The following is an 18887-nucleotide window of genomic DNA, read 5'->3' on the forward strand; positions in this document are numbered from 1 at the left end:
ACGGGCGGCACCTCATGGGTGCTGCCCGTCGTCGTGGCGTCCCCGGTATTGCCCGGCTGAAACAGGCGTTAACGCTGGGAGTGGTTTTCTGCGGGCAATATGCTTAGCTAGGACGAGCCCACGCGCTGGGCAATTCGCGGCCACGCTCTTGCGGTTGGCCGTCCACAAGCATGGAAGGCTGCTTCGAAGACAGTGGAAGAGACATTGAAGATTGTCGTTCTGGTCAAGCACGTCCCGGACGCGCAGTTCGACCGGCACATCACCGGACCTGGCAACACGACCGACCGTGACGAGAGCATCTTGTCCGAACTCGATGAGTACGCACTTGAGGCAGCCTTGCAGCTGGCGGAAGAGCGTGGTGGTCCGAAGGCCGGCAATGAGGTCATAGCCTTGAGCATGGGTCCGGCCGGTGCGGTCAACGCGGTGAAGAAGTCGCTGCAGATCGGCGCGTATTCTGGCGTTCACCTCAGCGATGACGCTCTGGCAGGTTCTGACGCAGCCGCCACCTCGCTGGCCCTTGCCGCCGCCATCCGGCACCTTTCGGCTGACGGCCGTCCGGTGGACCTGGTCCTGACCGGCATGGCATCCACCGATGGAGAGACGTCGCTGATTCCCGCGCAGCTCGCGGAGCGGTTGTCATTCCCGCAGGTGACCTTTGCTTCCAGCCTTGACATTGCGGGTGGCCAGGTCACTGCACGCCGCGACGCCGGAGCATACTCGGAGACCGTCGAAGCGCAGCTTCCTGCCGTGGTTTCGGTGACGGACCAGATCAACGAGCCCCGCTACCCCAACTTCAAGGGCATTCTGGCCGCGAAGAAGAAGAAGATCGCTTCCCTGTCCCTCGCGGACATCGGCGTGGATGCCTCGCAGGTAGGCCTGGCCGGCTCCTGGACGGTGGTGGAATCCGCTGATGCCCGGCCACCGCGGACAGCCGGCACCATCATTACCGACGACGGCGACGCCGGCATCAAGCTGGTCGACTTCCTCGCCGCACAGAAGCTGCTCTAAAGGGGACTCCAACCATGGCACATGCACTTGTTTTCATTGACAATCCCGGAGCAGCTCTTAAGAAGAGCAGCCTGGAACTCCTGACCATCGGCCGTTCGTTGGGTGAAACCGCCGTCGCCTTCACCGGTGAATTGAACGACGACGTCGCCGCCACCCTGGGTGCCTATGGCGTCACCGCCGTGTACCGGCCGTCGGCCGACGACCTTGACGATTATCTGGTGGGCCCCAAGGCCGTCTACCTGGCCGCCGCTGTGGGAGCTTCCGGTGCCTCAGCCGTTCTGGTGGACAATTCCCCGGAGGGCAAGGAAATTGCGGGCCGGCTCGGGATCAAGCTGAATGCCGGCGTTATTACTGACGTTGTGGGCGTGGAGCCCGACGGTACTGCACATAAGTCGGTTCTTGCAGGCTCGTACACCACCACTGCGAAGGCCACCACCCCGGTGACGATTCTTTCCGTCAAGGCCAACAATGTTGAGCCCGCACCGGCCGCCGTGGCTACGGCTCCGGCTACCGCAACTGTAGATGTCCCGGCTGATGCGGCGGTGAACTCCGCCCGCATCGCCACGCGCACCGAGAAACCCGTCAGCGGCCGGCCGGACCTTGGCGAAGCCAGGATCGTGGTAGCCGGCGGTCGCGGCGTAGACGGCGATTTCGGACCCGTGGAAGAGCTTGCTGACGCCTTGGGTGCAGCTGTGGGTGCTTCACGTGCTGCAACAGATGCGGGCTGGATTGGTCACGACGCACAGGTTGGCCAAACCGGCGTCACGGTCTCCCCGCAGTTGTACATCTCTGCCGGCATTTCAGGTGCCATCCAGCAAAAAGCCGGAATGCAGACCTCCAAGGTCATCGTGGCCATCAACAAGGACGCCGAGTCACCGGTGTTCGAAATCGCGGACTATGGCATCATCGGAGACCTTTTCAAGGTGCTCCCGCAGGCTACTGCCGAAATCAAGAAGCGGAAAGGCTGATCCCTTTGCCCACTGACGTTCCGTCAGCAAAGAGCCCGTTCGACGCCTCCACGGAGCGCGTTGAGCGGGTGCTTTGTTTTACTGCCCATCCCGACGACATCGATTTTGGTGCTGCAGGGACCATCGCGGCCTGGACGGCGGCCGGCGTTCAAGTCAGTTATTGCATCATGACTGACGGCGATGCCGGCGGCTTCGATCCCGCGGACCGCGAACGGATCATCGAGCTGCGGGCCGAGGAGCAAAAGCGCGCCGCTGCTCTGGTGGGTGTTACGGATATCCGCTACCTTCACGAGCGGGACGGGTACCTGGAACCGACACATGGCGTCATCAAGCAGGTAGTGAAGCTGATTCGCGAAATCCGTCCGGACATCGTGCTGACCATGCACCCGGAACGGAACTGGGACCGCCTCCAGAAGAGCCACCCGGACCACCTTGCAGCGGGGGAGGCGGTGACCCGGGCCGTGTATCCAGCAGTGGAGAATCCGTTCGCCTACCCGGAGCTGGCCGCGGCCGGACTAGAGGCCTACAAGTTGCCGTGGCTGTGGTTTATCTCCAGCCCGGAGTCCAGGGAGAACCACTCTGTGGATGTTTCGGAGCATGTCGACGCGAAGCTTGCCGCTATCAGGGTCCATGCGAGCCAGCATCCTGATATCGAGGGAATGGAACGCGTGGTCAGGGCCATGATGCTGGGCAATGGTGAGCGGGCCGGCCTGCCCGGCGGAGCGAGCGCTGAGTTCTTCCACGTAGTTGCAGTCAACGGATCCACCACCATCGCAGGTTTCTGACGTTGCCGTGGTGTAACCCGTGTCATATGCTTGATCTCGGTTAAATCATATTTATTCGAGGAAGGCAGACTTTGATGGCGAAGACTGCGCAACAACCCGTACTGGTGATTATGGGAGTCTCCGGTTCCGGTAAGTCGACCGTGGCAGGCGTTCTCGCTGGGAAGCTTGGGTGGGACCTTGCCGAAGGCGACGACCTGCACCCAGAGGCCAACGTGGCCAAGATGCAATCGGGGCTGGCTCTCAGCGATGACGACCGGTGGCCCTGGCTGGGCATCATCTCGGACTGGATCCGTGAGCGCGCGGATGCCGGAACTCCGGCAATCATTACGTGCTCGGCACTGAAGAAGAAGTATCGCGATGTGCTCCGCGGCGAGAACGTTGTTTTCGTCTTCCTGCAGGGGAGCAAGGACAAGATCTCCGATCGGCTCGCCTCCAGGCACGGCCACTTCATGCCGCCGTCACTCTTGGAATCGCAGTTCGACGCTCTCGAGGAACCGACGGAGGACGAGAGCTACATCTCGTTGTGTGTTTCGGCGTCTCCTGCCGAAGAAGCGGACGAAGTCATTGAACGTCTTGGTCTGCGCCCTGTAGTTGCAGGTACCGAAACGAACGCTTCGTGAGGCTCCTGGAGACCGCCACAGAGGTACAGGAATGGACGGCGCATGACACCCAGTTGCTGGTGGTCGCAGCGCTGGGCATCGCCCTGATTGTGGTGCTGATCGCCAAACTGAAACTGCACCCGTTCCTGGCGCTGGTTCTGGGCTCGGCTTTTGTTGGCCTGGCGTCAGGCGTGGAGCTGGGCAAGGTCATCACCAACTTCGAGGACGGCGTTGGGGGAGTCCTCAAGGAAGTTGGCCTGCTTATTGCGCTGGGGGCCATGCTCGGCAAGCTGCTGGCCGATTCCGGTGGCGCCAACCGTGTGGTGGACACGTTGCTGGCCAAGGCGAGCGGAAACAAGTTGGTCTGGATGATCACGCTTGTAGCCGTCATCATCGGCCTGCCGATGTTCTTCGAAATCGGGCTCGTCCTGTTGCTTCCGGTGATCGTCCTGGTGACCCAGCGATCCAAGATGAAACTGATGCGCATCGCGATCCCGGCGCTGGCTGGACTGTCGGTCCTCCACGGGCTGGTGCCGCCGCATCCGGGACCGCTGATCGCGATCAGTGCAGTCAAAGCGGAATTGGGAACAACACTGGGCCTGGGCATCCTCGTAGCGATTCCCACAGTGATCATCTGTGGTCCGCTTTTCTCACGGTTGGCTGCCCGCTGGGTCCCTGTTGATGCGCCCGCCGTAGCCGGCGGCATCGACACCCAGCACGCAGCGGACCTGAGCGAAGTGAAGCGCCAGCCGTCGTTCCTGGTGACCCTGTTGACCATCATTTTCCCCGTGGTCCTCATGCTGCTGAAGGCTTTGGGCGGCATCATCTGGCCCAACCCTGAAACAGCGCCCGCCATCCGGATCTTCTTCGACTTCGTGGGCCAGCCGTTGGTGGCCATGACACTGGCAGTCCTTCTGGCGATCGTAACGTTCGGATACGCCGTCGGATTCACAGGCAGCAGGATCACTGCGAAATTGGGCGAAAGCCTGGGACCCATTGCGGCGATCCTCCTCATTGTGGGTGCCGGTGGCGGGTTCAAGCAGACGCTGATCGGTGCGGGCGTGGGTGACGCCGTCAAGAAGTGGGCCGAGGGCGCCAACATGTCGGTCCTGGTCCTGGGTTTCATCGTGGCCGTGGCACTCCGCCTGGCCACTGGGTCAGCGACTGTCGCTACGGTGACCGCAGCGGGCATCGTGGCACCGTTGGCAAGCAGCCTGAGCCCAACACACGCGGCTTTGCTCGCCCTGGCCATCGGTGCAGGCTCGCTGTTCCTGTCCCACGTCAATGACGCCGGCTTCTGGCTGGTCAAGGAACTCTTCGGACTCACCGTTGGGCAGACGTTCAAGACGTGGTCAGTGATGGAGACACTGATCTCCGTTGTGGGCTTTGGCTTTGTGATGCTTCTGTCGCTCGTGTTGTAGCCCCAGGAAACCACGGAAACGCCCGACGGCGGCCGTCCCCGCAGGTGGGACGGCCGCCGTCGGGCTTTAACGTCTGCGACTCAGGCGGTAAGCGCCACTACCAGGACCGGAGCGGTGGTGGGTGCGTTCGACCCGCCCGTGGGTTCAACAGTGATGGCCACGGATGACGCCGAGGACAAGCCCTTCACGACTGCAGGTTTGGATAGCGTCTGGGCGTCCATGGTGCCCTGGGGTACGGGGGCCGAGCCGTCCTTGGGCAGTGTCCACAGTTGATAGACCTTGCCGTCGGGTGCGGGAGCCACACCGTCCATCAGGACCACGAAGGAATCCTTCGCCGATGACGCGGAGATGGTGGCAGTACCGCCACCGGGAACGGGTGCGGACTTCTTCTGGACGTCCTGGGCCTGCAACACCTGATTGACGGGGTCGTTCTGCGCCGACACGTAGGTGCCAACTCCGATGCCCCCGAGGGCAATCACGGCCGCTGCCGCTGCCCCCACAATCCACCGGCGTGCGCCGCTGGCGCGCGTACGTTCTTCCCGCCTCATCCTCGCAGCAGCGAGGTCGTCGACTGCGGGGCTGGCCTCCGTGGGCGCTTCCGGCTGTACGGGGGGCTGCGTGGCAGCATCCTTGGTGATGCGCTCCATGATGTTGTCGAAGAGACCCGCAGGCGGTTCCTCTTCGGGAACGAAGCTGACAGCCAGGGTCTCGCGGGCTTGGCCAACCCGCTCCAGGAACTCGGGGCGTTCCGGGGCGTCTTTGATGTAGTCGTCGATCATGGCCCGTTCGTCGTCACTGACGGCGTCCAGGGCGTAGATTTCCGCCAACTCAAGGACCCGGCCCTCGGCAAGGTCGGTAGCGATGTCATTGGCAAACATTCTGCGGATAAAGCCTCCACCGGTGTTTTCACTCATGTCAACCCACCCCCAGGCAGGTCTTCAAGCGCAGCAGTCCGTCGCGGATGCGGGACTTAATGGTTGGGACGGCGGCGCCGAGGTGCTCGGCAACCTCCCGATACGTCAGTCCGCCGTAGTAGGCGAGCCTGACTGATTCACGCTGGGTGTCCGTCAGTGTGCCCAGGCACCGGCTGACGGCCTCGGCCTCAAAGTTTGTGTCGGCCTCTTCAGCCACCACATCACGGTCGGGGTCTTGGCTCGCAGCACCATATTTGGCTTCGCGGTCTGTCGCGGCCTGCACAGCGCGGACGCGGTCGATGGCCCGCCGGTGTGCGATGGTCATGAGCCAGGCCAAGGGGCTTCCTGAAGCGCGGTCGAACCTGGCTGCTCCTTGCCATACCTGGATAAAGACTTCCTGGGTGGCGTCTTCGCTGAGGTCAGGATCGATCAGGACGCGCCTGGCCATGCCAAAGACGCGCCGGGATGTCAGGCGGTAGAACTCGGCGAAAGCCTGTTGGTCGCCTGCTGCCACGAGTTCGATCAAGCCAGCCAGTTGCGAGTTCAAATCTGACGCAGTGCCGGTGGCCTCGAAAACCGGGGGGCCGGGGTTGTTGGGGGTGTCCATCACCGTCCAGCATATGTCGTCCCGTTTGAATCCGGCAGCACAACCGGCTGACGTTGCGGGCGCGGCGGCGTATCGGCTTGGTGCCTTCACCCTGGTCTGCAGCGCGCTCACGTAGGCTCCCTCGATAAATATCAAAGGCAGGACTTGTTCCTGCATAAGGTATTCGGCGCAGATGCCCCGTTGGATGGGCTAGACCTTGGCGCCGGCGAATCCGTTCTGACGCCAAGCTTCAAAGACTGCGATGGAGGCGGCGTTGGCCAGGTTCAGTGAACGCAACGAAGGCTTCATCGGAAGACGAACCCGTGCCGTCACATGTGGATCCTGCTTGAGCCAGTCCGGCAAACCGACCGATTCGGGACCGAACATGAGGACATCGCCCTCGCGGTAGTTGATGTCCGTGTAGGAGGTCTCGCCATCGGAGGTGTAGGCAAAGACGCGGTCAGGCTGCAGGGCAGTCCAGGCCGCCTCGATGTCCTTGTGGACCGTGACTACCGCGAGATCGTGGTAGTCAAGGCCGGCGCGGCGCAGCTTGGCATCGGAAAAGTCGAAGCCGAGGGGCTCCACCAGGTGGAGCTCGGCTCCAGTGATGGCGGCCAGTCGTATGGCGTTGCCCGTATTGCCCGGGATTTCTGGGGTGTGGAAGAGGATGCGGAACACTGTTACATCTTAGTCAGGCCGCACCCTTGCTTCCCTCGCGCTGCACTTGATGCACGCAGGGCGCCTGGAGGTGGGGCTAGTGCATGCCGCGCAGCAGACGGGCCAGGACCGGCACCACCACGGTGTTTGGGGCCGGACCTGAGCTCAGGAACTGCTTGAGTCCCCGGACCAAACCAGCGCCATTGACTACCTCCACGGAGTTCAGGCTTGACTGTCCCTTGCCGTACTGGTCAATGACGGGCTCATGAAGATTGCCATCGGGGCCGTGCAGAACCACCCAGCCGGTGACGTTGAGCTCGGGAAAGATGTCCTGCATGTGCCGGACAATATGGGCCAGTTGCGGGGGAGCGACGGATCGTCCACCGTGCCGGAGTGATTGACCGTCCCATGCATAAGCGCCTTTGGGCAGCAGCATGGATCCCACCAGCGCCAGCCTGTAGCCGGAGAGCACCGCGTGGTCGATGTGGTTGTTGTCCGAAGGGGAACGGAGGCCGTTGATGAGCCGGGCTGCCGGTATGGCGGGCAGGACCTGCCGGCTGATGAGTTGAACCGTACGCATCTCCCGTTGGATGCGCGCCTCGGCACCAAAGATGCCGCGCTTGCGGGGAAGTCCGTGGACCTGCTGGGCCGCTTCCGCCAGCGAGATGAGCGGGACTTCGTTGGGATCGTCAAAGGCCGGTACATAGACCGGTGGATCACCGGCCGTGTTGCGTGGCGCCGAGGGTCGCTTGACATTGGCAGTAGCCGTGGGGCCCGGCGCCGGAGTGCCCGTGTAGTCGCCAGGGCGCGCCTGGCCACGGCTCGCAGCTCCGCTGGCGTACCGGCGGTCGTACTCGGCCCTCCGCTGAGGGTCGATGAGTGTTTCGTACGCGAGAGTGACCCGCCGGAACATTTCGGCTTCTCCACCGTGATCGGGGTGGGCCTTCCGGGCAGCCTTACGGTAGGCCACTTTGATCTCCTTGTCCGTCGCGGTGACGGAGACACGGAGAACCTGATAGTGCGAACTGCTGCCCTCGGCCAAGCACGGGCCCTTCTCTAAGGTGATGATCCGCTCCAGAGCTGGCGCGGTACTGGAAGTTTATCCATCCACAATGTGAACGTGGGCACCGGGGTGCCGGGTTCCCTGCTGGCATAATTCACGCTGTGACTTCACCGGAACCCGCGCATCCCTCCAACAAACCGGGGAAGATCGCACTGGCCATCAATCCAGGGGCGTCCTTCGGCCGCACCCGTGACGCCGGGGACCATGCCGCACAGTACTTCCGCGCCGCCGGCCGGGACGTCGTCGTGCTGGAGGCTGACAGCTATGACGCCCTGCAGAGGATTGTCCGGGATGCCTTGGCACCCGGTTCCGCGGTGGAGGCTCTGGTGGTGGTAGGCGGCGACGGCATGGTCCATCTGGGAGTCAACGCGCTCGCAGGGCTTGAGATACCTCTTGGCATTGTTCCCAGCGGTACCGGCAATGACGTGGCACGGCTGTTGTCTTTGCCGCTGGCTGACACTGCGGCCGCCTGCAGCCGGGTGCTGGCGGCGATGGCGACAGGCGGACGGAGGATCGACGTCGGCCGGGTCACCGCGGCGGGCCGGACCACGCGCTTTGCCGGTGTGCTGTCAGCGGGTTTCGACGCTGCCGTCAATGAACGGGCGAATTCCTGGCGCTGGCCGCGCGGAAAAAGCCGGTACAACCTGGCAATGCTGAGGGAACTCGGCTCTTTCCGGCGGATCGAATATACGGTGACGGCGGACGGCACAACGTGGAAGCAGCCTGCGTTGCTTATCTCAGTGGCGAACGGGCAGTTCATCGGCGGCGGTATGCAGATCACTCCGGATGCTTTGCCCGACGACGGATGGCTGGATCTCTTTGTGGTCAGGCCATTGTCCCGCCTGCGTTTTCTTGCGGTGTTTCCCAAGGTGTTTGCCGGCAAGCACACGAGTCACCCCGCCGTTGAGATCAAGCGTGTCAGAAACGTGCGGTTGGAGGCAGCAGGAGTGGTGGCGTACGCCGACGGCGAGCGCCTCGCCAGCCTGCCCGTTGAGGTGGACGTCATACCTGGTGGCTTGCGTGTCCTTGCCTAGGCGGGAATCCCTTGAGGAGCCTGCGTTTCAAGGCGGGCAGCTAGACTCGATCGCGCCAGAAGGTAGCGACAGATAAATGGGGCTGGGAGCGAAAGTGATGCGAAACGTTCGTCGACGATTGGCTGGGTTGACTGCCTTGGCAACCCTTGGCGTCGTGCTGGCCGCCTGCAGTGTCAACGTTCCGGACCCTGCCGCACCCAAACCGTCACCCTCGGAATCAACTATGGCGACGCCGACGATTACGCCGGGGCATGATGCGGCGGCCGTGGCGGCGAAAGACCTGCCGTTATCGGCCGGCGGAACTTTGGCTCCGGGAGATCCTGTGACGGTGTCCAGCCGCTTGGAGGAAGTCCCGGGATGGTCAGTGGTCCACGCGGCGCTGCAGGGTGAGGTCCGGTACCGGAAGACTGACGGGTGCACGCTCGCTGTTCGGGTCAGCGTCAACCAGGGCCCCCTTGTAGTTGCGGGCGATGACGCTGCATCAACCAAGGAACTCTTCCGCTACCTGGATGCAGGGATAGCTGTGGACAAGCTGAAGACCGCGGCGCTCCGGTGGGGCCAGGAGTCCAACCAGCCGCAGCACAGTGTGGAATTCCTCGCCGTGGAATCGTCGGCTGCATCCGGCGGGGCGGCTGCTGTTGTGCTGGCCAGATTGTTCAGTGCCCCCGAGTCGTCTGTCTACATCTCGGTGGCCTGCCCGGATGCCGCCGCTCTGGCGAAGGCCCGGGCGGAGATGGAGGCCCAGCTGGTGGTGGTCCCACAGTCCTGAGCCGCCCATCGGCCGGTCTTGGGCTGGGTGCCTGTTAAACAGTGGATCTTACTTTTAGAGCTACCCTGTGGTTATGGGCACTTCCAACCTCCCCTGGTCGCGCAGGATTGCGGCCCTCGCCTCCCTGGGAGACGTGAATCGTCGAAAGCTTTTTGAGTATGTCCTGGGCGCCGGCGACGCTGTCGGCCGTGATGAGGCGGCCACGGCCATGCATCTTCCCCGTAGCACGGCCTCGTTCCATCTGGACCGGTTGGTGCGTGAAGGGCTTCTACGCATCGAATTCAGGAAAGCCCCGGACAAAGCCGGCCCTGGCTCCGGGCGTCCCGCCAAGCTCTACAGGCCGGCGTTGGCAGAAGTCAGTGCCTCGGTGCCGGAGAGAAACTATGACCTTGCCGGTGAGCTCTTGGCGTCGGGCATCTCGCAGTCGCTGGCCGAAGGAATTCCCGTGAGCGAGGCATTGCTCACGGTTGCCGACGCCAAGGGGCAACTGATGGGGCGGGCCGGTGATTTCCTGGAAGTTTTGGCCGGACTCGGGTATCAGCCGTCCCCGGATCCAGGCGGGGGATACCGGCTTCTTAACTGCCCCTTTCATCGCTTGTCGCAAGAACACAAGGACGTTGTATGCGCCATGAACGGGGCATTCTTAAAGGGAGCGGCGGTGGCCTCCGGGCTGAACCCGGCAGCAGTGGTTCCTGATGCTGGTCCTGGCCATTGTTGCGCCCGCATCGCCACCGTGGAGGGCCAGAGGTCCTGAAGGTCTCCGCCGGTAGAATGGCAAGGTGTCTGTATACCTCGATCACGCTGCCACCACGCCCCTGTCGGCTGAAGCGCTCGCCGTCATGACGCGCGAGCTGGCGCGAACGGGCAACCCGTCCTCGCTGCATGGCGCGGGCCGCCGGGCCCGACGGGCGGTAGAGGATGCCCGTGAGACGTTGGCGGCCGCGGCCGGTGCCCACCCCTCAGAAGTTATTTTCACCTCAGGTGGAACGGAAGCCGACAACTTGGCGGTCAAAGGCCTGTATTGGGCCCGCCGCGACGAAAACCCGAGGCGGACCCGCATTCTCTGCTCCGCCGTCGAACATCACGCGGTCATGGACACCGTGGAGTGGCTTGAGCGACACGAAGGTGCGGATGTTGTCTGGCTTCCCGTCGACGGCGACGGACTCGTCCGGCGGACGGCTGTGAAGGAGGAAATCGACAGGGATCCCGGTTCTGTTGCCCTGGTCACCGTCATGTGGGCCAACAATGAAGTTGGTACGATCCAGCCGATCGCTGACATCGTGGAGCTGGCCAAGCCCCACGGAATACCCGTCCATTCCGATGCCGTGCAGGCCTTCGGATCTGTTCCCGTTGATTTCCGAGGGTCCGGCCTCTCAGCTATGTCTGTCTCGGGGCACAAGCTCGGTGGCCCGGTGGGGGTTGGTGCGCTTTTCCTGGGGAGGTCTGTGAAGCTGACCCCGGTCCAGCATGGCGGTGGCCAGGAACGCGATGTCCGCTCGGGGACGCTGGACACGCCCGCGATTGCCGCTTTTGCCGCAGCCGCTGAGGCCGTCACAGGAAAGCTGTCGGGAGAGCGGGAGCGCCTTGGCTTGTTGCGGGACCGCCTTATTCGTGGGGTCCTGCACTCGATTCCGGACGCTGTGTTGAGAGGTGCCCCCGGCGACGGGCGGCTGCCTGGAAACGCGCACTTTACGTTTCCTGGTTGTGAAGGGGATTCACTGCTCTTCCTTCTGGACCTGGCAGGCGTTGAGTCGTCCACTGGCTCCGCTTGTACTGCGGGGGTGCCACGTCCCTCGCACGTGCTCCTCGCCATGGGCTTGGATGAGGACACGGCACGTGGAGCCCAGCGCTTCACTCTGGGTCACAGTTCCACGGAAGCGGACGTCGATGCCCTGTTGAAGGCACTTCCCGGGGCTTGCTCGCGGGCACGGCAGGCCGGCATGGCAGGCCATGAGTCCACCATCCAAACGGCAGCAACAGTCGCGCGGCAGGGCTTAACCGGACCCGCCTAGCGGGCCGCTGCTAGCTGGGCAGCAGGCTTTCCAGCGGCACGTCCGGATCAGTGAGGCTTGTGACATCTACGTGCAACCGACCCGAGATCAGGGCCTTGATGGGCTTTTGGACCCGGTGCTGGTTGACGTTCATGCCGGCTACGACGGCTCCATCCCGCAACCAGAAAGCGATGAAGCTGCCCTCGTCCAATGAACCGCGGATGGTGGGCGCAACTCCGGAGGCCAGGGAAGGGAAACCCGAATACTCCATGCTGACGTCGAACTGGTCGGTATAGAAGTAGGGGACCACATCCAGGGTGGCGTCCTGGCCCAGCATGGACTTTGCGGCCACCTTGCCGCCGTTGAGCGCGTTGGCCCAGTGTTCGCTTCGGTGATGCTCGCCGGTGAAGGGGTGCAGAGCATTCGCGACGTCTCCAGCTGCCAGCACGTCCGGTGCGTTGGTGTGGAGTCCCGCATCCACCAGGATCCCGTTGCGAACGGCCAGCTGCGCTGTTTCCGCGAGCGAGGTGTCCGGGACGACTCCGACGGCAACGATCACGATGTCGGCCGGGAGCGTCTGGCCTGTGGTGGTGCGGACCGCACTCGCGCGTCCATCCCGGCCTTCGACGCTTGCCGCGCTCGCCGGGAGGACGAACTTGACCCCGCGGGCCGTGTGGATCTGCTGGAAGTAGCTGCCAAGCTCGGGGCCGATGGCGGCGCTAAGGGGGATATCTTCCAGCCCGATCAACGTGACGTCGTTGCCGTAAGTGCGTGCGGCAGAAGCCAGCTCCATGCCGATCCATCCGGACCCGATCATGACTACCTGGCGTCCTCCGTCCTTGAGAAGGGACTGGAGCCGCAGGCTGTCCGCCAGAGTGCGGAAGGTCATGACCCCATCAAGCCCTGCGCCCGGGATTGGAATTGATCGCGGCTGCGCGCCGGTTGCCAGCAGCAGCTTGGCGTAGTGGAGCCTCCGGTCGTCGGACAGGCGGACCATGTGGTCCGCCGGTTCAATTGCGACGGCTCGGCTCCCCAGGACGAGTTCGACGTCGTTATCCCGGTACCAGCCTGCCGGCACCACCAGCACGGACTCCTCGCCGGCTTTTCCCAAGAGGAACTCTTTGGACAGGGGAGGGCGAATGTACGGAACGTGGTCTTCGGCCGCTATGAGGCTGATGGGGCCGGTGAAACCCTCTGTACGGAGGGTTTTGGCCGCGGTGGCCCCGGCAAGCCCCCCACCGGCAATGACCATGCGATCCTGTGCCATGTCAGCTCGATTCTAAAACCAGTAATTTTGACTTTAGAAGCGTCGGGCAGGCCCGTCAAGCGTTTTTAGCCCACGCGTGGTAATGCAAGCTAGAATGGACGGGCACGCCGGCAGTTCTGGCCGGAGCAGTTGCCCAATCCCACATACACGGAAAGCCAGCATGCGAGTACTTGCAGCAATGAGCGGCGGAGTCGACTCCGCCGTGGCCGCCGCCCGAGCCGTTGAGGCAGGACACGACGTCGTCGGAGTCCACCTCGCGTTGTCGCGGATGCCAGGCACCCTGCGCACAGGAAGCCGGGGTTGTTGCACTATCGAGGACTCCCGCGACGCTTGGCGTGCCTGCGACGTCCTGGGAATCCCTTACTACGTGTGGGATTTCTCCGAACGCTTCAAAGAAGACGTAGTCCAGGACTTCATCGATGAGTATGCCGCTGGGCGCACCCCGAACCCCTGCATGCGCTGCAACGAGCGCATCAAGTTCGCCGCCTTGCTGGAAAAGGCCATTGCGCTGGGCTTTGATGCCGTATGCACCGGGCACTACGCCAAGGTCCTCGAAGACGCCGACGGCAACCGGGAACTGCACCGTGCTGCAGACTGGGCAAAAGACCAGAGCTACGTCCTGGGTGTCCTGACCCATGAACAGCTCAAGCACTCCATGTTCCCGCTGGCAGACACACCGTCCAAGGCCGAGGTTCGTGCCGAAGCGGAGCGCCGTGGCCTCTCGGTAGCCAACAAGCCGGACAGCCACGACATCTGCTTTATTTCAGACGGCGACACACGCGGATGGCTGGCCGAAAAGATCGACATGACCACAGGCGACATTGTGGACGAGACCGGGGCCAAGGTGGGCGAACACCCGGGCGCAAATGCCTTCACCGTGGGCCAGCGTCGTGGCCTGAAGCTCGGCACCCCCGCAGCCGATGGCAAGCCACGGTTCGTCCTTGAGATCCGACCCAAGGAAAATAAGGTTGTTGTCGGTCCGGAGGCCTTGTTGGCCATTGACGAGATCCGGGGCATCAAGGTTTCCTGGGCTGGGCTGCCTATTTCCGAAGTTGCCACGGGCGCCGAGTTCGACTGCCACGCGCAGGTTCGGGCACACGGCGACCCCGTGCCGGCAGTTGCGCGCGTGGAAGCGGTACGGGACGAGTCCGGTGTTGAGAGGACGCAGTTGGTGGTCACCCTGACAGATCCCCTCCGCGGAGTGGCTCCCGGCCAGACCGTGGTTCTTTACCAGGGAAGCCGCGTACTGGGACAGGCGACCATCGATGCCGCCCGTTCCCTGCAGCGCGTAGCCCTCTAGGAACCATTGCCTCGGGGTTGCACCGCCTCCATACTGGGCTAAGCAGCGCTTCCGCTGCGGTGTTTGGGGTTCCGCACTCGGGACGGCGATGGCTGTGGCATTTCCAAAAAAGAGTCCGGGGGATATTCGGGCCGGTCAGATGGTCTCCGTGACTGTCCTGGCCGAAGGGCCGATTGGCACTGCGGGCGCCCCGCCGCTGACAGCGCAGGTTCGGATTCCGGTGGAACGGCTAAGGCGTGGTCCCACCGGGCACCGTTACGCGATTCATATCCGCAAGTGGCGGGGAACCACAGTGTCACCAGTGACCCTCACCCTGCAGGGAGATCCATGGCACCTGGTATCCGAGCCTCCACCCGCGGATCTTCGCGAACTCCTGGATGACACCCGGTTCCTGGCCCAACACGTGTACGGCGTTGCCATGGGTACGCTGGACATTTTCGAGTCCACGCTGGGCAGGCGCATGCCGTGGAATCCGGAAGGTCGGGTGGTTCTCAAGGCCCGGGACCTCGTTACCGCAACGGACACCGGGTATGAGCGGGGAACCAACATCATCCGCTTCGGATCCGTTGACCGAATGGGATACAAAGTGCCCACCGCCCTGTACCGGGACATCGTGGCCCATGAGGTCACGCATGCCATCCTGGACGGATTCCGGCCTGCGTGGGCCGACCAAATGGCCACCATGGAGCAACTGGCCTTGCACGAGGCCCTGGCTGACACTGTCGCCATCCTTTCGGTATTTTCCTCCCGCGAGGTGGTGTATCGGCAGCTTGAAGCGGCGGCAGGCGGATTCGAAGCGGGGCAAGTGGTTGATGACGCGGTTCTGATGCGTTCACTCTTCGACTTCGCACGTGACCTCTTCGCCCGGGGACCCCTGCGCGAGCCGTTTGTTGGTGCCGTTCCGGACGAGTGGCAATCGTTGCCCGAGCCCCATGCCCGGGGCGCCGTAGTGGTGGGAGCGATTCTCCGCAGCGTGCAGCGATTATGGTCGGCAAGGAACGCGCGGTTTGGGGAAGGCCAAAGTTTGCAACAGAAGGCAGAATCGGGATCGATCGTTGCCACCAGGGTCCTGCGGATGGTGATCCGGGGCCTCTCCTACATGCCTCCGGTGGATGTTTCCTGGCGGGACCTGCTCCGCGGCATCATTGCAGCGGATCTGGACATGGTTCCCGAAGACAACTATGGCTACCGTGAAGCGCTCCAGGCAGAGTTCTCCGCCGTAGGGATCCGGCGGGTGTCCATGAACAACATCAGCGGCGTAGACAAGTACCAAGGGCTCCGGTATCCCATCCGGCTCTCGGCGCTCGGTTCGGACCCCCAGGAGGTTCAACGTTTCGTCTGGGAGAATCCACGGCTCCTGGAAGCAGCGCGGCTTGAGAGGCGCACGCCCCTCAGTTCAACCCGTGTCCGAACCTCGGAGCGCGTTACCCCGGACGGTTTCATCATTTCCGAAATAGGGGCCTCGTTCATCCAGACAGTCCGCATGAGCCGCAGGGAGGCGTACGTCCGCCTGGGGATCAAGACACGGCGGGACTATGTGGATGTCCGCGGGGGAGGCTTGCTGCGTTTCGACGCAGGCGGCCGCTTGGTGTACGCGGCCCTTAAACCTGTGATGGACAGGGAGCGCCAGGCGCTGCTGTTTGGTTCGGACCAGCATCATGACGCAGAGGAAGAAGCGTCGTCCGGCGTCCGTAATAAGTTTCACGGCACGGGAGATTAGTGGCGACTGACTTCACCACAGGCGGAGCCTAGCTACCCCACGCAGCCTTGCGTGCCGCCGTCGTGCCTTCCAACTGGGCGATCTGGTCAAAGCCACCGGTCTTCAGTCCCTTGCTGACCAGCTTCAACACCTCGGCCCGTCCTGCGGTGCCGCCGTCCTGTACGGTCTTCACGAAGTGATAGGTGAAAGCGCCGTTGTAGCGTCCGTCGATCAGGGCATCGGCCGCTGTCTGGTCAGAGCGGCACGCCGCCATCAGGACCGGTGTTGAGAGCTTGGCTGTCCTAACCATGTCCCGCAGACTTCGCGTGTCTTTGGATTCGTTGGCGATCACCGCCCGGGGCGTGGGCGCAGGGAGGAAGCGGGGACGGCGGCCCGGAAGCAGGTCCAGGGACTTGAGCCCCGTGCCGCTATGGCAGGTATCCAGCACAACATCCATGAGCACGCCCTTCGGAAGGCGGGCGAACAGTGCTGCAAGCTCATCGTCGGAAATCACCGTGTCCGGATCCCAGGCATCTCCGGAATTATTGATGTCGTAGCATGCGAAGGCCTCATCAAGGCTGTCACTTTCATCTCCACTGGTGTCCGGCACCTGCGTCCCATGACTGGAGAAGGTGAAGACCAGGTGTGTGGCCGTTCCCGCAATAGCGGCGTCCAGCAACTTGCTGAGTTCAGCCATGACCGACTTCTTGGAGGCCTTGGCATCGCGGAGCACGGTGATATCGGAGGCATCGAAGCCGTACTTTTTCTCAAGCAGCGCCGCCAGGTCCTCGGCATCATTGACGCAGCCGTTGAGCCAACTTGATTGAGGAAGAAACTTGAACTTGTTGATCCCTACACAGAGGGCTGCCTTGCTCATGTGCCTGTCCTTTGGGCCGTCCTTCAGCGATTGAAGACTCGGACACAACGATATTCCGGCACACCCTCCGGGGCAATGGCCCTTCGGCGGAAGAACGAAGCTACTGGAAAGTAAATTTTGTGTCTCAAATCACTGAATTGGGGGTTCGTCGTCTCAGAAGTCTGGTTGAATCGAGGCACTAAGAGTGTGCGCCGTCACAAATATCCCACGGCGGCGCGCCGAATCCATCGAACAGAAGGTTCACCAGATGGCACTGAACAAGAAGGCCCTGCACAGCGTTATCGCGCTGGCGGGCATCTCCGCGCTCGCCTTGACGGCCTGCACGGGACCCTCCGGCGGTGGCTCCTCATCCGCGCCGGCCGCCGCAGGCCCCATCGCCTACGGCACAACTGACAAAGTAACGTCGTTGGACCCCGCAGGATCCTATGACAACGGTTCATTCATGGTGATGAACCAGATCTACTCCTTCCTCCTGAACTCCAAGCCCGGGGGAGCGGAGCCGGTTCCGGACCTCGCCGAGTCGTCGTCCTTCACGGCTCCTTCGGAGTACACGGTCAAGCTGAAGTCCGGGCTGAAATGGGCAAATGGCCACACCTTGGACTCCAAGGACGTCAAGTTCTCCTTCGACCGCCAGGTAGCCATTAATGACCCCGCAGGACCCGCGTCGCTGCTGACCAACATTGAGAGTGTCAGCGCACCCGACGCCACCACGGTGGTGTTCAAGTTGAAGAACGCCAACGACCAAACCTTCAGCCAGATCCTGAGCAGCCCTGCAGCGCCGATCGTGGACGATGAAGTCTTCCCGGCCGACAAGATCCTCTCGGACGACGAGATCATCAAGGCGAATGCTTTCTACGGCCAGTACACCATTGACAGCTACAAGAAGAACGAGCTTGTCAGTTTCAAGGCCTTCGCCGACTATCAGGGCGTGCTGGGCAAACCGGCCAACGATGCGGCCACCATCAAGTACTACGCCAGCCCCACCAACCTGAAGCTGGAAATCCAGCAGGGAGCAATCGACGTTGCCTTCCGCAGCCTCAGCGCCACGGACATCGACGACCTCCGTAAGGATTCCAAGGTCAAGGTTCTTACCGGGCCGGGTGGAGAAATCCGGTACATCACGTTCAACTTCGACACCATGCCGTACGGCACGAAGGCAGCAGGGGCAGACCCTGCCAAGGCACTCGCTGTTCGCCAGGCCGTGGCCAACCTTGTTGACCGGCAGGCCATTGCAGACCAGGTCTACAAGGGCACCTACCTGCCCCTGTACTCCAACGTTCCCAGTGGCTTCCTGGGCGCCAACGAGTCCTTCAAGGATGCCTACGGCGATGCAGGAAAACCAAGCTTGGACAAGGCCAAGAAGGTCCTCACGGATGCCGGAATCACCGAACCCGTTGCCCTCAACCTTCAGTACAACCCGGACCACTACGGTGGATCATCCGGCGATGAATACGCCATGGTCAAAGAGCAGCTGGAGAAATCCGGACTCTTCACGGTGAACCTGCAGTCCACTGAATGGGTCACGTACAGCAAGGCAAGCCGTGCCGACGAATACCCACTGTTCCAGTTTGGTTGGTTCCCGGACTTCAGCGATGCCGATAACTACCTCACCCCGTTCTTCCCGGAGGGTGGCTTCCTGAAGAACCACTACAACAACCCCACGGTGAACGACCTCATCGGTAAGCAGCTCACCGAAGCAGACAAGACCAAGCGCGAAGCGGACATCAAGGAAGTCCAGAACGCGCTGGCCAAGGACATCTCCACCCTGCCCCTGCTCCAGGGTGCTCAGGTGGCGGTGGTCGGAAGCGGCGTGAACGGTGTCGACAAGACCCTGGATCCGTCCTTCAAGTTCCGTCTCGGAACAATTTCCAAGTAAACACGCCCGGGGGAGGCGGGACACTGATCCGGTGTCCCGCCTCCTTTGCTGACCACCACGATGGCCGGCACGC

General features: G+C 62.7%; 18 protein-coding genes. 12 read left to right on the forward strand and 6 right to left on the reverse strand.

Annotated elements, in window-relative coordinates:
• Positions 1 to 204 precede the first annotated feature (204 nt).
• The 5 genes from BLW08_RS04125 (at position 205) to BLW08_RS04145 (ending at position 4781) form a co-directional block, all read left to right on the forward strand.
• Complete coding sequence (locus BLW08_RS04125) at positions 205 to 1008, forward strand: electron transfer flavoprotein subunit beta/FixA family protein (RefSeq protein WP_090819130.1); 804 nt, start codon at positions 205 to 207, stop codon at positions 1006 to 1008.
• 14 nt (positions 1009 to 1022) lie between these two features.
• Entirely contained in the window at positions 1023 to 1976 is a 954-nt protein-coding gene (locus BLW08_RS04130) for an electron transfer flavoprotein subunit alpha/FixB family protein (protein ID WP_091323475.1), read from the forward strand.
• 5 nt (positions 1977 to 1981) lie between these two features.
• Positions 1982 to 2761, forward strand: a complete 780-nt coding sequence (locus BLW08_RS04135; protein ID WP_091323476.1) for a PIG-L deacetylase family protein — start codon at positions 1982 to 1984, stop codon at positions 2759 to 2761.
• A 74-nt stretch (positions 2762 to 2835) separates the two neighbouring features.
• On the forward strand, positions 2836 to 3381 hold the full coding sequence (locus BLW08_RS04140; protein ID WP_090818257.1) for a gluconokinase: 546 nt from the start codon (positions 2836 to 2838) through the stop codon (positions 3379 to 3381).
• Entirely contained in the window at positions 3378 to 4781 is a 1404-nt protein-coding gene (locus BLW08_RS04145; RefSeq protein ID WP_090818260.1) for a GntT/GntP/DsdX family permease, read from the forward strand. Before BLW08_RS04140 ends, BLW08_RS04145 begins: the two co-directional genes overlap by 4 nt.
• An 80-nt stretch (positions 4782 to 4861) precedes the next feature.
• Here BLW08_RS04145 and BLW08_RS04150 read toward each other — a convergent pair whose 3' ends face one another.
• The 4 genes from BLW08_RS04150 to BLW08_RS04165 form a co-directional block, all read right to left on the reverse strand.
• A complete protein-coding gene (locus BLW08_RS04150; RefSeq protein WP_090818265.1) occupies positions 4862 to 5695 on the reverse strand; it encodes an anti-sigma factor in 834 nt (277 codons plus the stop codon).
• 1 nt (position 5696) lies between these two features.
• The gene (gene sigK / locus BLW08_RS04155) at positions 5697 to 6302 is read right to left on the reverse strand and encodes an ECF RNA polymerase sigma factor SigK (protein ID WP_090818268.1); all 606 of its coding nucleotides are present in this window, start codon (positions 6300 to 6302) and stop codon (positions 5697 to 5699) included.
• 189 nt (positions 6303 to 6491) lie between these two features.
• Entirely contained in the window at positions 6492 to 6959 is a 468-nt protein-coding gene (locus tag BLW08_RS04160) for a tRNA (cytidine(34)-2'-O)-methyltransferase (protein WP_091323478.1), read from the reverse strand.
• 76 nt (positions 6960 to 7035) lie between these two features.
• The gene (locus tag BLW08_RS04165; RefSeq protein WP_090818275.1) at positions 7036 to 7980 is read right to left on the reverse strand and encodes a J domain-containing protein; all 945 of its coding nucleotides are present in this window, start codon (positions 7978 to 7980) and stop codon (positions 7036 to 7038) included.
• A 122-nt stretch (positions 7981 to 8102) separates the two neighbouring features.
• Here BLW08_RS04165 and BLW08_RS04170 point away from each other — a divergent pair, with 122 nt between their 5' ends.
• The 4 genes from BLW08_RS04170 (at position 8103) to BLW08_RS04185 (ending at position 11816) form a co-directional block, all read left to right on the forward strand.
• Entirely contained in the window at positions 8103 to 9035 is a 933-nt protein-coding gene (locus BLW08_RS04170) for a diacylglycerol/lipid kinase family protein (protein WP_091323480.1), read from the forward strand.
• A 97-nt stretch (positions 9036 to 9132) separates the two neighbouring features.
• On the forward strand, positions 9133 to 9804 hold the full coding sequence (locus BLW08_RS04175; RefSeq protein WP_254779711.1) for a hypothetical protein: 672 nt from the start codon (positions 9133 to 9135) through the stop codon (positions 9802 to 9804).
• 73 nt (positions 9805 to 9877) lie between these two features.
• Positions 9878 to 10558 carry a helix-turn-helix transcriptional regulator gene (locus BLW08_RS04180; protein WP_090818281.1) on the forward strand — a complete coding sequence of 227 codons (681 nt, stop codon included), beginning with the start codon at positions 9878 to 9880 and terminating at the stop codon, positions 10556 to 10558.
• Positions 10559 to 10583: 25 nt separating this feature from the next.
• Positions 10584 to 11816, forward strand: a complete 1233-nt coding sequence (locus BLW08_RS04185; RefSeq protein ID WP_091323482.1) for a cysteine desulfurase family protein — start codon at positions 10584 to 10586, stop codon at positions 11814 to 11816.
• 10 nt (positions 11817 to 11826) lie between these two features.
• Here BLW08_RS04185 and BLW08_RS04190 read toward each other — a convergent pair whose 3' ends face one another.
• Positions 11827 to 13062 carry an NAD(P)/FAD-dependent oxidoreductase gene (locus BLW08_RS04190; RefSeq protein ID WP_091323483.1) on the reverse strand — a complete coding sequence of 412 codons (1236 nt, stop codon included), beginning with the start codon at positions 13060 to 13062 and terminating at the stop codon, positions 11827 to 11829.
• 178 nt (positions 13063 to 13240) lie between these two features.
• Here BLW08_RS04190 and mnmA point away from each other — a divergent pair, with 178 nt between their 5' ends.
• Both mnmA and BLW08_RS04200 read left to right on the forward strand, forming a co-directional pair.
• The gene (gene mnmA / locus BLW08_RS04195) at positions 13241 to 14362 is read left to right on the forward strand and encodes a tRNA 2-thiouridine(34) synthase MnmA (RefSeq protein WP_254779713.1); all 1122 of its coding nucleotides are present in this window, start codon (positions 13241 to 13243) and stop codon (positions 14360 to 14362) included.
• 94 nt (positions 14363 to 14456) lie between these two features.
• Complete coding sequence (locus BLW08_RS04200) at positions 14457 to 16082, forward strand: gluzincin family metallopeptidase (RefSeq protein WP_139244849.1); 1626 nt, start codon at positions 14457 to 14459, stop codon at positions 16080 to 16082.
• A gap of 28 nt (positions 16083 to 16110) precedes the next feature.
• On the opposite strand, the gene BLW08_RS04205 is transcribed toward BLW08_RS04200, so the two are convergent.
• Positions 16111 to 16938 (reverse strand): caspase family protein, encoded by an 828-nt coding sequence (locus tag BLW08_RS04205; protein ID WP_091323488.1) that lies wholly within the window; start codon positions 16936 to 16938, stop codon positions 16111 to 16113.
• Positions 16939 to 17185: 247 nt separating this feature from the next.
• Between BLW08_RS04205 and BLW08_RS04210 the strand changes: the two genes are divergently transcribed.
• Entirely contained in the window at positions 17186 to 18814 is a 1629-nt protein-coding gene (locus BLW08_RS04210; RefSeq protein ID WP_090819136.1) for an ABC transporter substrate-binding protein, read from the forward strand.
• Positions 18815 to 18887: the final 73 nt, after the last annotated feature.

The organism is Arthrobacter sp. cf158, from assembly GCF_900106835.1.
Taxonomy (GTDB): Bacteria; Actinomycetota; Actinomycetes; order Actinomycetales; family Micrococcaceae; genus Arthrobacter.

Coding starts and splice junctions, on each gene's coding strand:
- BLW08_RS04130 (WP_091323475.1), top strand. CDS start 1,023: ATGGCACATGCACTTGTTTTCATTGACAATCCCGGAGCAGCTCTTAAG.
- BLW08_RS04140 (WP_090818257.1), top strand. CDS start 2,836: ATGGCGAAGACTGCGCAACAACCCGTACTGGTGATTATGGGAGTCTCC.
- BLW08_RS04150 (WP_090818265.1), bottom strand. CDS start 5,695: ATGAGTGAAAACACCGGTGGAGGCTTTATCCGCAGAATGTTTGCCAAT.
- sigK (WP_090818268.1), bottom strand. CDS start 6,302: ATGGACACCCCCAACAACCCCGGCCCCCCGGTTTTCGAGGCCACCGGC.
- BLW08_RS04175 (WP_254779711.1), top strand. CDS start 9,133: ATGCGAAACGTTCGTCGACGATTGGCTGGGTTGACTGCCTTGGCAACC.
- BLW08_RS04180 (WP_090818281.1), top strand. CDS start 9,878: ATGGGCACTTCCAACCTCCCCTGGTCGCGCAGGATTGCGGCCCTCGCC.
- BLW08_RS04190 (WP_091323483.1), bottom strand. CDS start 13,062: ATGGCACAGGATCGCATGGTCATTGCCGGTGGGGGGCTTGCCGGGGCC.
- mnmA (WP_254779713.1), top strand. CDS start 13,241: ATGAGCGGCGGAGTCGACTCCGCCGTGGCCGCCGCCCGAGCCGTTGAG.
- BLW08_RS04205 (WP_091323488.1), bottom strand. CDS start 16,938: ATGAGCAAGGCAGCCCTCTGTGTAGGGATCAACAAGTTCAAGTTTCTT.
- BLW08_RS04210 (WP_090819136.1), top strand. CDS start 17,186: ATGGCACTGAACAAGAAGGCCCTGCACAGCGTTATCGCGCTGGCGGGC.